Source organism: Heliorestis acidaminivorans, from assembly GCF_008933955.1.
Lineage (GTDB): Bacteria > Bacillota > Desulfitobacteriia > Heliobacteriales > Heliobacteriaceae > Heliorestis > Heliorestis acidaminivorans.
This window is the reverse complement of sequence record NZ_WBXO01000007.1, coordinates 1-12,076: the sequence shown is the minus strand read 5'-3', so window position 1 is coordinate 12,076 and position 12,076 is coordinate 1. Positions and strand designations below refer to the sequence as shown.

Below are 12,076 nucleotides of genomic sequence, written 5' to 3'. Positions count from 1 at the left end.
TGGAAAGGTGAAAGAGAATAACCATGGCTGAAGATTTCTTTCCTTCTGGAGACCATCCCCAACGCTTTGCAAGTCCTGATGAAGATGGCATAAAGAAGCATAGCGAACTAAAGGAAGATGAAGCAACTGATGTTCGTGGTGGCGGTGATCTGGAATCTTGGAGTGATTTTGCTCTTCAAGTTGAACTCGACCGCGTAGACGAAAAAAAGGATTATCAAATTTAATAGCTCTTAACAGGACTCTTCTAGTTGCTGTTTGATATTATGCCATAAAGTGCAAGAGTCCTACTAGTAAGAAAAGCCTCCATTTAAAAGGGGCTTTTCTCTTTGTATTTTTTACTGCTAACTTATTATACTTTTGTTCGTAAAAATATAGTTGGAAATTTTTCTTCTATATGTAATGCAAAATCCAAAAAGGCTTTCTATAATAAACTTATAAACTTTAACTACCTAATACTTAACTAACTATGGATCTAGCTTCGGATTCTTTATGAGACAGGAGGCTCAACCTGTAATGCAAAAGCTATTCTACTGGCCTTCCAAAAATGCTTCACTTAGCATCCCCCTAGCTCTTCTACTAGGCTTTGGCGTTGGACTTCGAGTCGACACTGCTTTTTTAAGTTCTCTAATATTAGTTTTTACTTTTTTGATGATCTATCCCACCATGATTGGCGTAAAGCTAAAAGAAGCTGTCAATCTCACTCATGGCAAAGTAGTCGGCCTTTCTCTACTGATCAACTTTTTTATGATTCCCTTTCTAGCCTGGGGACTTGGTGTTGCATTCTTAGCCGAAGACCCCACTATGATTGCTGGTCTGGCTATCGCTGGTCTCTTGCCCACAAGCGGCATGACCATCTCTTGGACTATGCTTCACAAAGGTAATGTTCCAGCGGCTGTAAAGATGACAGCCTTAAGCCTAGTTATCGGCTCAATTGTTGCACCATTTTATTTGCTTTTTATGGTAGGACAATACGTCCCTATTGACTTGGCAAAGACTTTTACAACTATTGCCTTGATTGTCTTTCTGCCCTTACTTCTAGGTCACTTTACTTTTCAATACCTTATACAAAAAAAGGGCCCTGAGCATTTTCAGAAGATCATAAAGCCTACCTTACCTGCTTTTAGCTTCTGGGCTATGTTAGTTGTAGTTTTTTCATCTATCTCAATGAAAGCGCAAGCTCTCTTGTCTAATCCTCAAATTCTATTGAAAATTCTAGTGACACTACTGCTTTTCTACATCATCAATTTTACAGCAAGTACTTTGATTGCTCGGTTTACTTTAGACCGACCTAACGGCATTGCCCTCGTCTATGGTACAGTGATGCGCAATCTTTCAATAGCCCTCGGCTTAGCCATCACAGCTTTCGGTCCACAGGCGGCTCTAGTTGTGACTTTAGCATTTATTCTTCAAGTTCAAGCGGCCGCTTGGTATGGGAGAATTGCTGACAGATATAGTCTATTAGGCCCCAACCCTACTTCTACTCAAGATGCTACAAAGGTTAGTGACAAAGTCAAAAATAACTCTAATTTATAGGCTAATAATCCTCTAATTAGAGTCATGGAAGTCATCAAGTCATGCACTTGTGGAAACAGATGCATCACATTCAACAATAGGCAAGCTTATACGCACCATTGTTCCTACACCTTCATTAGAGAAAACTTCCAGACAACCTTGGTGTTCCTCAATTATTTGAAAAGCCATAGTGATACCTAGTCCTGTAGCCTTGCTTTTAGTAGTGAAAAAAGGTCTCTTAAGCTTTTCTAGATCTTGAGCTGACATACCCCGTCCATTATCTTCAATTTCAATATGTACAATTCCCTTATCTTCTCGTGCTTTAATCCAGACTTGTCCATCTTTTTCCGGAAGTGCCTCTATAGAATTGAGCACAATATTTAAGATTACCTGGCGTAATCGTTTAGGATCACCATAGATGTTAGCATGACACTGTAAATCCAAATTAATTTTACCGTTACATTTTTCAACTTGTGCTTCTAATAGTATGGCAATGGAATGCAGAAGCCCTCTGATGCTCAGCGGTTGCCAAGTTATAAGACGATTACATCGAGCTACTTGCACTAGATCTTCAACAACAGAAATAGCCCGATCGCTTTCTTTCATAATCCATTTTAGCGCCACTTTCTGTTCGTTTGTAAAGTTTTGGTCTCTTTCCAATAGTTGAGCATAACCTCGCACTGTGGTTAAAGGATTGCCCACTTCATGGCCAATCGTAGCCGCTACATTGGCGATAAAATCGGGATGATTTAATGCTTTTAATCGCTCTGCTAGAGGTGTCTGCTCTGTAATATCCAGCAAAACAGCAACAAGTGCATCGAGCTCTCCTTTTTCATCATATACAGGTTCGGTCATGACATAAAGGGTACGTGTATCTTCTTCCCATATGTTCGAATAAACTTGTGATGATTCATATATTGGTTTTTTAGTTAAGTAACTTTTCCAGATCACACTGTCTTCAGGCTCTAAGCCAAGCTTTTTAGCTAAATCGGTGTAGCACATTCCTTTATCATAGCTATGTTCGAATATTGAACTTTGATTGCTGTAAAGAATCTTACCTTCTTTATCTAGAACAATTACATTACAGGGAAAAGACTTCAGAAGGCTAGCAAAAATATGCTCTGTATGCTTAATAAGATCAGAATAGGATTCGTAAGCTTCTCTGTTCTGCTCTTTACCGATGCTACTGTTTCTAGAAAAATAGAAGTAATAGATTGCACTACTCAGTAACAAGGCTATTAAGATAGAGATTAAACTTTTTGCACCCATATAGTCGAATAAGGTAATACCATCTCTGTTAATTTCGTTGTTTTTTAACCACATGTAACTATAAAAGCTATCAACAGAGATAAAAGATAATAAAAAGATCAAAACCAAGGAAAGAGCAATATTGTTGCTTTTCCCTTTCATATCATTCATCCTCCAGTTATTGTAGACTACCGTAAAGCCATGTCGATTTATATGATTTATTGTAATTCCTTTTGCTTGCGAATCCTGTCGAATTTGGATGTCTGAAAATTACGAAAATAGAAAGCTCTGCAACCGATTGTGACAGAGCTTAGTTTTCCTTATTCTGTTCTTTCAGTATTTTTTTCTTATTAAAAAAGTAAAGTAGTCCTGCTATAACCACTGGAATAGCTGTAAGTCCATACATAGTTCGATAGCCAACTATCATAGCAACATAACCCCAGCCAATAGCACCTAAGCCAATTCCCAAATCGAAGAAGGAAAAAAAAGTACCATTAGCAGTACCTCTTCTGTGATAAGGTACACCTATTACAGATAGTGTCTGCAAGGCCGGCATAGTAAAACCTATTCCAAGTCCATAGATAGCACCTGAAATCATTAAGGTAGCTACATGATAAGTCTGTGATAAAAGCAATAAGCTAACTATGATCAGTAGTAGCCCAGAGGCTACAATCTTGTCAATATGACCCTGATCAACTTGTCGTCCCGCATAGGGGCGACCTAGAATTAGCGTGACAGCATAAAAAGTAAAAAATAAACCGACTTGCCCAATCTTCAGCTGATCTGCATAAAGAGCTATGAAAGAAATAATTGCTCCGAATGTAGAAGTAATAAAAAACATAACCACCGCAGGACCGTAGGCTTGCGGTTCAAAAAATTTTCTCAAAAATAAAGCTACCTTGTTGCCCCCTGCTTGTGCTTTTACGGCCTCTACTCTTTGCTCTGTAGGTGAAGGATAGCGAATCAGCAAAGCAAAAAAAAGACCCAGAAAAGCTATTCCCATAGAAAAAAGAAAAAGAATCAAAAAGTCATATTTCTCTATCATAAAGAGCCCTAAGGCAGGAAAGGTAGCCATAGAAACAGCTGACGTAAGGCTAAAGTAGCCCATTCCTTCTCCCAGTCGACGTGGTGGTAAAAGATCCGTAACTACCGTACCTGCCGCTGTAGTTGCTACGCCCCAAGCAGCGCCGTGAATAAGTCTAATCAAAATCAAAACAAGCACTGAAGAAGCTAAGATGTAGCTATAAGAGAACAAAGCATATACAAACAAGGCCAAAAGTAAGAGGCTCTTTCTGCCCCATCTATCTAAGATCAAACCAGAGATAGGCCGAGAAAGCATAGCCGTAAAGGTAAATAGACCAATGATTAGACCTACATCAGCCTCTTTTCCACCTAACTCTTGTACATAAACTGGTAAGGTAGGCAGAATCACTTGTAATGCTCCAAAGATAAATAAGTTAACAAGACAAATATAAATAAAACTTTTTGTCCAAAGAGGTGCTTCTTCTGCTATATCTTTCGCTAGATTCTGAGCAGATGCCTTGTTTTTTGACAATTTTTGCCCATTCCTTTGCCTCTTAACTATCTTGCAAAATTCGATGTCCTTTCTTCTTTTTTGCCCTCTTCGTCAGAGAAGATACAGGATTTTTGTATTGCTCTGTTGAATAGCATGAAATTAGTAAAAAAACCAAGAGAAGGAGGCTCTGTTGTGCGTAAAAGCATCATCAGCAGTCTATTAGCAATTGCCCTCGTTACCGGTCCTTTTACGGCTCTCGCTACACCTATTAACTTTAAGGATGTCAATGTCAATGCCATTGAGTACCGCCATATCTCCAAATTGTCTTCCTTAGGTGTTATTAAAGGTCGCGGCGATGGCACTTTTGGATCTCATGATTCTGTAAAACATTTAGAAGCTCTCGTCATGGTCATGCGCTTTTTTGGTCTTGAATCAACGGCGAATGCCTCTCACTTTCGCTTAACAGCGACTGTAGAAGCGGCTTTTGGTGGACAAGTTCCTGAATGGGGTAAAGGTTATCTTGTCACAGCTTCCGATTATGCTTTTCTAGGTCCTCAGGAACGTTTTCGCTGGGATGAAGGTGCTTCTCGAGCTTGGGTAGCCAAACTGTTGATCAGAATGCTTGGTAAAGAACATGAAGCTCTAGCTCTCAACAATAGCGCTTTACCTTTTACCGATGCCCATCAAATTGCCCCAACTGATCGCGGTTACATAGCCTTAGCTACCAACTTAGGACTTATTCGAGGCAATGGCGATGGTACTTTTGCTCCTAACAGAACTGTTACTCGTGCAGAAATGGCTATTTTCTTAGATCGAGCCGAGAAAAGAATGGATCGCCTACCTCCTGGCATTGAAGAAGCTACAATCATACAAGTCCAAGAGGGCGCACTTTCTGTATTAAACGAAAAAAGATTGCTTACATCGCTCTCTCTAGATAATCAAGCTCGTGTATTTATTCAAGAGCGCCAGGGTAAAGTGGGAGATCTTAAAGCACAAGATAAAATCCGCTATATAAAGTCAGCAAACGATAAGATTGTCTATCTAGAAGTAATTGAAGAAGGAACTTCTGTATCCCCTCAATTGCGCGGAGAGCTCCTCCTTCATAATAGTGAAAAAGGACTAATGACCATCCGCGTTGATGATGGATTCACTACTTATGCCCTTGCTAGCAATGTCAAGGTGATTAATTTACAAGGTAGAACCTTGACTACAGGCCAGTTAACAGCAGGCAGTAAAATACAAATTCGTCTAAACAGTGAAGAGAGAATTGCCGAGATTCTTGTAGAAGAGTCGGGAAAACAAGGTTCAGAAGGGACTATCGTAGAACTGAGTCTAAAAAACCAAATCCTAATCCTTTCCGATGATACTGGGAACTTCCCTACTTACGTAATTGATAACCAAACGGAAGTAGAATACGGCGGGCGTCGCTTTGCATCTCTTGAAGATTTACGCAAAGGAGATCGCGTCTCTGTCGAAGCAGATGGTCAGCAAATCGTGAGTAAGATTACTTTGCTACAAGCGCAAAACCAAGGAAATATACAAGGAACGGTTACTTTAATTGCACGAGATAGCCGTGTTCTCAATGTGAAAAGCGAAGATGGACAGCTTTATGCTTATGAAATCCCCCGCAATACAGATATTGAGTTTTCTAATGGCACTACTGCATTGTTGGAAGATATCTATAGTCATGATAAAGTGACAGTTCATTTACAAGGTGGTACTGTAGAAAAAATAGTTTTACACAAAACAGCTGAAACTAAAGCCATCTGGGGCAAAATTGTCTCTGTCGATATTGACAGACGTTTGCTGATTGTTAGAGACCGTCAAAATGAGTTAAAGTCTTATGAAATTAAAGATTCTGTGATTCTTGATATCAGTGAAAGCAACCCCCGACTTTCACATCTAAAAGTAGACAGCATTATTGAGTTTGAGCTTGATGACGGTAAAGTTAGTTACATTACCATCAAAGACACTCAAGATGGTATCGTAACCAGAGTAGATAGCGATCGCAACATCTTAGCTGTGCGCGATAGTAGTGGCAACGTAACGACTTATGCTGTAGATACTCATGTAGAAGTAGAGCTTTTCCGCCGCAGTAGACCAGACCTTAGTGATGTTAATGTCGATGATACGATTCGTTTTCGCGTTACCAATGATAAGGTTGATCGCATCTACGTCTACTCCAAATTAGCTGGTGAAGTTACCGATGTGAGGATTTCGAATAATCGCATCTATGTGAAAGACACTAATAACGTCGAACGTAGTTACACTATTTCCAACAATCTAAAACTGAACATAGATGGCATCACCAAACCAACGATTTCTGACGTAGAAAAACACCAGTGGGCAATAGTAAGCTATTTAGGAGATAAGGCCGAAAGCATTTTCATCCAGCCTTTTACAAGAGGAGAAGTGACGAATGTAGAAGTAGATCGGGGCCGTCTTACTGTACGTAATTATGATGGTACGAGCAAAACTTACTCTATAGACAGTAATCTAAAAGTAGAAAAAAGCGGTACTACCTCTTCTAACTTGCTTAACATTAGCACAGGCGATCGAGTTCGTTTAGTCCTAAATGAAAACGAGCGCATCTATCGTGTATACGTAGCTCGTAAAGTAAGTGGTAAAGTCGATGGCATTCAACGAACTCTGCAAGAAATATACCTATCTGGAAGCACCGTTGGCTATCTTATCGAAGGAGACACCTATATTCTCCAGAATGGCCTACGTCGTACTTTTGAAGATATCACTCATAACCAAAATGTAACAATTTATTATCTAAGTGGCTATAAAGCAGTAGAAGTTACCTTGCCGTAAAAATTAAATTCCAGAGAAGATAAAATGTCATAAAAGTTACATGCAAAAAAGACCTTGTTTCTCTAATAGGAGACAAGGTCTTTTTTTGTTTTCATAAGTTCAACACATTTATCCGTTATTTTTATAACCGAAGTAAGCAAAGCACTTATTCATAAACGTTAGTCATGACCCTAAGGAGGTTTGTTATGCATGAAAAGACTTTATCTATCTATTACTCTTTCCCTTGCTATGATCTTTGCTCCCCTAACGCCTCAATGGGCCACTGCTACGCCCCATGAAGTTCATGGTAGTAATACTGCTAGTAGCAGTGATAACCATAGCTCTTCTGATAACCATGGGCATAGTGATGACAGCTACAAAGATGATCACCACAAGGATGAGCACGGTGATGACATTGGTGAGCACAGCAATGAAAAACACAGTGATGATGGCCCTGCAGAAAAAGGACATGGAAGTGGCGAGCACGGTGGTGACGGACATGCTCATGAGCACGAACCATTACCGGATAGCCAAGATCTCTATCTGGTAAAAGATGTCGAATTACCTACTCTAATCGTTAATTCTGAAGCACCTTTTCTTTTTCGCCTTGTAACTGCAACAGGCCATGACGTTACAGCTAGTGATGTTACAGTAAAATTTCACTCATTAGAACATGCTGGCCACGGCGCCAAACCAACACCTTTGGCTTTGTGGACAGCTACAGAAAAAAGCGATGGTTACTACGAAGTACTAACTAAGCCTTATAAAGAAGGTGAAGCCGCTTTTGTCATTACTGTTTCAGGTCCTCTAGGCGAAGATGTGATCATTGTACCGATTGAAGTAGAAGCATCTCCACCAAGTAAGGCTTTCTTAACGGGCTTTCTGATCTTTGTTGTTCTTACCTTGACATCTTCCACCATTATGCGCCGCAAAGAACAGCAGAAAGGAGGCGCCATTTAAGATGGAACAAAAAGACTCAAAACCGATAAATTTACTTCAAAATAAGTGGATTCGTGGGATTTTTAATAGCCAATTATATCCAAGGATTTTCCAATGGGCTGGATTCGTTGTCTTTGCCATTATTATCTACGCTGCCTTGTTTGACTCTACCTTAGCACACAAAAACTTTGGTATCGCCGCAACTTGGGTTCTCTGGTGGCCTCTTATCCCCCTCTTTTTCTTCTTACTTGGTCGCTTCTGGTGTGCCATCTGTCCTTTTGCTTGGCTAAACGATATAGTCCAAAAGTACTTTGGTGCTCAAAAGCCTGTACCTAAGTTTTTGCGCAAATATGGTATCTGGATTATTGATGCTTTCTTTATTATTATTACCTGGGCCGACCATATCTTTGGAATTGTAGAATCTCCTCGTGGCTCCGGTTATCTACTCCTGATTATTGTCGCCATGGTAGTTTTCGCCGCCGCTTTCTGGCAGCGTCGTACCTTCTGTCGTTATATTTGCTTTATTGGTGGTCTTTCTGGTAACTACTCCCGTTCCGGTGTTCTGGAATTACGAGCTACTCCTGAAAAATGTAAAGTTTGTACAACCCAAGCTTGTTATAAAGGTGGAGATAAAGCTCCAGGCTGTCCTGTCTTTGAGTTCCCACGCACTATGGAAGACAACACAAAATGTAACTTATGCGGGCACTGCATCAAAAACTGCCCTAACGATTCTCTCCGTTTGACTCCTCGTGTTCCTACCAAAGAACTCTGGTATATTCGCCAACCCCGTTTTGCTGAAGCAGCTCTCGCTATTATCATCATGGGTATCGTACTAGTACAAAACGTAACCATGCTAGATATCTGGCCAGCTATGCTTGATTTTACGAAGGCTCTACTTCACACTGATAGCTTTAATATAGCTTTTACAGCTATCTTTGCTACCTTCATGGCTATACCTTTCGCCGCTCTCTGGCTAACTAGTGTCATCTCTCGTCAAGGCTCAGAAAGCATTGTCTATAACATGACCATTTTTGGTTATGCAATCATCCCACTAGACTTAGCCGCTCATATGTCTCATAACCTCTTCCACTTGCTTACAGAAATCAATGCAGTCTGGTATTCTCTCATCTCACTCTTTACAGGAACTATGCCAGAAGGCTCCTTAGCTATCGTTCACAATGCTGCTGCGATCTACTGGATGCAAATGGGTCTACTTGCCCTCGGCTTTATTGGCTCTGCCTACAGCGCTTACCGCATTGCAGGCTACCACTATACAGGCAAGTCTACACAGTGGAAGGCCTTGATTCCACATCTTATCTTCCTAGCTCTTTTCTTGATTATCAATATCTATATCTTTAACCTGCCCATGGCGCACCGCGTCTAAATTAAAAGACCTCAACGTTATTTCCCATAAAGCTATATACTTTTCATTGCCACCCTCTCGCCCTCTATAACTTCTTCAAAAAGTTTTTGTGAAGTATAGAGGGCTTTTTTCAACTGAAACTAAAGGATTTTACTACTTTTCGGAAAAGATAAAAACAATATATTTTTTTCTCAATTAGACACAGCTTTATACTTACGCACTTTGGCCACAGAAGGGAGCAACGATAGTGAAAGTTTCTGTCAAAGACACAACTATTCTTGTTATCGATGACGAAAAACCTATTCTAGACGTACTAGAAGCTTATCTTGAAAAAGAAGGCTTTACTGTAGCGACAGCACTTACAGGTTCTACAGGTTGGGAGACGTTTCAAAAAGTTAAGCCTGCTTTAGTTCTACTTGATTTAATGCTTCCTGATCGAAGCGGTGAAGAGCTCTGTCAGATGATGCGTAAAGAAAGTGATGTACCTATTTTAATGATCACAGCAAAGTCACAACAAGAGGACGTTATCGAAGGTCTCAACTTAGGCGCTGATGATTATGTAATTAAGCCCTTTAGCCCTAAAGAAGTAATAGCCCGCGTAAAAGCATTGCTACGCCGATCCAAAAGTAAAGATATGCCTTTAGCAGACAAACTTATCTTTCGTGACGGCGAGCTTGTAATTGATGTATCAAAGCATGAAGTTAGTAAAAAGGGCAAAATACTTAACCTTACCCCTGCAGAATATAAGTTGCTTCTCACCTTGGCTCGCTATCCAGGGCGAACATATAGTCGGTCAGAGCTTCTCGATCGAGTTCTCGGTGACACAGCTGACGTATATGAAAGAACTATCGATGGTCATATAAAAAATTTACGTCAAAAAATCGAAGAGGACTCCAGAAAACCATCCTACATTCTCACCGTTTTTGGAGCGGGATATAAGTTTTCCAGTGAAGAATTATAATGAAGCTAACTAAACGCTTTATATCTTTCTTCTTATCGGTAGCTACTATGGCAATTTTATTAACTCTTTTGCTTAGTAATTTGACAGTGCAAAGTAGTTTTCAGGAATATCTAAGTAATCGTCAAGATCAAGACATTGAATTAATCAAAGCATCGATAATACGGGAGTACCAAGAACAAGGCACTTTATCAACACCTTCGCTGGCCTGGTTATCTCACATGGCGGTTATGGATGGTTATCATATTATTATTACGGATAGGCAAAAAAACATCTTGTGGCAAAGTCCCATTCCCAGACACGACCATGATGCGCCACGAGAACAGTGGCAAGAAGTATCTTTTCCTATGCATCATGACGACCAATATACAGCCCATCTCTACATCCATTATAGAGCGGCCAAATTTTTCTGGGCCGATCCTGATATTGCTTTTGTCAAACATTTAAATCAAAACTTACTGATTGCCGGATTCGTTACGATTCTACTCTCCCTAATAGTCAGTTTATTATTAGGACGCTATCTAGCTAAACCTTTGATTAAGATGACAGAAGTAACGCAAAAATTACAACAAGGAGACCTTACCCAAAGGGTAAATCTTCCTGAAGTAAAAAAAGAAATAGCTTCATCCAGAGAGCTAGATGAAATTAATCAGTTAGCTCAATCGATCAATCATCTAGCCAACTCACTAGAAGAGCAAGAAAGCTTACGCAAAACCTTAACTGCCGATGTAGCGCATGAACTGCGTACACCTCTAACAACATTACAAAGTTATATAGAAGCCTTTCTCGACGGTCTCTGGGAGCCTGATGAGAAGAAGTTGAAGGTCTGCTTCCAAGAGTGTGAGAGGTTAAAAAAGCTAGCTCAGGATTTAGAACTGCTTGCTTCCTCAGAAGTTAAACTAGCTTATCAAAAAGAACTGGTTGATCTTTCTCTGCTTGCTGAAGAAGCTATTGAACTATATCAAGCAACAGCTAAAGATAAAAATATTACCCTCCTTTTGGATATAGAAAGGCTGGACGAAGAAGAGAATAGTAAGGACGCTCAAGATTTAACTAGCTTTACTATGCTAGGAGATAGGTATCGCTTAATGCAGTTAATTACTAATTTGCTCGACAATGCTATAAAATACAGTGATGTAGGTGGAACTGTAAGTTTAGCACTGCAACGAGAAAGAGCCCCCTTTGCTGTTGAACAAAGTACTTCAAAAAACCAGCCAGAGAGCTTTGTTTTACGCATATGCGATACAGGCCCAGGCATTGCCGCTACTGATATACCCTACGTGTTTGAACGCTTTTACCGTGGTGATAAATCTAGAAGACGCTTAACTGGTGGTTCTGGAATTGGTCTAGCCATAGTAAAAGCTGTTGCTCAGGGGCATAACGGTTCTGTAGAAGTAGAAAAATCCACTTCTGAAGGAACGACGATGAAAGTAATTCTGCCCGTGAAAAAGTAATAAACACAAAAAAAGCTTACTGCATTTCGTTACGCAGTAAGCTTTTGCTTATTCCTTGAAAGCTACACAGAGAATTGTCAGACAGTTTCCTGTCAATTGTTTGGAAATTGTCTTGGGGTCTGACCCCCACACAATTCCTGCACAATATTGCGATGTAATAGAGTAGGTTAAGTCCTCGACCGATTCGTACTCGTCAACTACACGCCTCACAGCGCTTCCATCTCGAGCCGATCAACCAGGTCATCTTCCTGGGGTCTTACCTACTTAATGTAGTGGGAAGTCTCATCTTT

The 12,076-nt window shown here is 40.2% G+C and carries 9 protein-coding genes and 1 rRNA gene; 7 read left to right on the top strand and 3 right to left on the bottom strand.

Translation table 11 applies throughout. The features are described 5' to 3' along the window. The first annotated feature begins 23 nt into the window (after positions 1-23). Positions 24-224: a hypothetical protein gene (locus F9B85_RS09665; RefSeq protein ID WP_151620353.1), complete on the top strand. Its 201-nt coding sequence runs from the start codon at positions 24-26 to the stop codon at positions 222-224. 289 nt (positions 225-513) lie between these two features. Beyond that, a complete protein-coding gene (locus F9B85_RS09660) occupies positions 514-1,533 on the top strand; it encodes an arsenic resistance protein (RefSeq protein ID WP_151620351.1) in 1,020 nt (339 codons plus the stop codon). 39 nt (positions 1,534-1,572) lie between these two features. Here F9B85_RS09660 and F9B85_RS09655 read toward each other — a convergent pair whose 3' ends face one another. Then, the gene (locus tag F9B85_RS09655; protein ID WP_170270397.1) at positions 1,573-2,922 is read right to left on the bottom strand and encodes a two-component system sensor histidine kinase NtrB; all 1,350 of its coding nucleotides are present in this window, start codon (positions 2,920-2,922) and stop codon (positions 1,573-1,575) included. Positions 2,923-3,070: 148 nt separating this feature from the next. Beyond that, complete coding sequence (locus tag F9B85_RS09650; RefSeq protein ID WP_170270395.1) at positions 3,071-4,315, bottom strand: MFS transporter; 1,245 nt, start codon at positions 4,313-4,315, stop codon at positions 3,071-3,073. Positions 4,316-4,468: 153 nt separating this feature from the next. Here F9B85_RS09650 and F9B85_RS09645 point away from each other — a divergent pair, with 153 nt between their 5' ends. The 5 genes from F9B85_RS09645 to F9B85_RS09625 all read left to right on the top strand — a co-directional run bounded on the left by F9B85_RS09645 (position 4,469) and on the right by F9B85_RS09625 (position 11,786). Beyond that, complete coding sequence (locus F9B85_RS09645) at positions 4,469-7,093, top strand: S-layer homology domain-containing protein (protein ID WP_170270393.1); 2,625 nt, start codon at positions 4,469-4,471, stop codon at positions 7,091-7,093. Positions 7,094-7,282: 189 nt separating this feature from the next. Beyond that, positions 7,283-8,032, top strand: a complete 750-nt coding sequence (locus F9B85_RS09640; protein WP_151620343.1) for a hypothetical protein — start codon at positions 7,283-7,285, stop codon at positions 8,030-8,032. A 1-nt stretch (position 8,033) separates the two neighbouring features. Further along, positions 8,034-9,395, top strand: coding sequence for a 4Fe-4S binding protein (locus F9B85_RS09635; RefSeq protein ID WP_151620341.1), 1,362 nt, complete (start codon positions 8,034-8,036; stop codon positions 9,393-9,395). A gap of 226 nt (positions 9,396-9,621) precedes the next feature. Then, positions 9,622-10,335 (top strand): response regulator transcription factor, encoded by a 714-nt coding sequence (locus F9B85_RS09630; protein WP_243138144.1) that lies wholly within the window; start codon positions 9,622-9,624, stop codon positions 10,333-10,335. After that, on the top strand, positions 10,335-11,786 hold the full coding sequence (locus F9B85_RS09625) for a HAMP domain-containing sensor histidine kinase (RefSeq protein ID WP_151620339.1): 1,452 nt from the start codon (positions 10,335-10,337) through the stop codon (positions 11,784-11,786). Before F9B85_RS09630 ends, F9B85_RS09625 begins: the two co-directional genes overlap by 1 nt. A 163-nt stretch (positions 11,787-11,949) precedes the next feature. Here the strand turns inward: F9B85_RS09625 and F9B85_RS09620 are convergent. Next, a 23S ribosomal RNA gene (locus tag F9B85_RS09620) occupies positions 11,950-12,076 on the bottom strand; the annotation flags it as partial.

Coding starts and splice junctions, on each gene's coding strand:
- F9B85_RS09655 (WP_170270397.1), bottom strand. CDS start 2,922: ATGAAAGGGAAAAGCAACAATATTGCTCTTTCCTTGGTTTTGATCTTT.
- F9B85_RS09635 (WP_151620341.1), top strand. CDS start 8,034: ATGGAACAAAAAGACTCAAAACCGATAAATTTACTTCAAAATAAGTGG.
- F9B85_RS09640 (WP_151620343.1), top strand. CDS start 7,283: ATGAAAAGACTTTATCTATCTATTACTCTTTCCCTTGCTATGATCTTT.
- F9B85_RS09625 (WP_151620339.1), top strand. CDS start 10,335: ATGAAGCTAACTAAACGCTTTATATCTTTCTTCTTATCGGTAGCTACT.
- F9B85_RS09660 (WP_151620351.1), top strand. CDS start 514: ATGCAAAAGCTATTCTACTGGCCTTCCAAAAATGCTTCACTTAGCATC.
- F9B85_RS09665 (WP_151620353.1), top strand. CDS start 24: ATGGCTGAAGATTTCTTTCCTTCTGGAGACCATCCCCAACGCTTTGCA.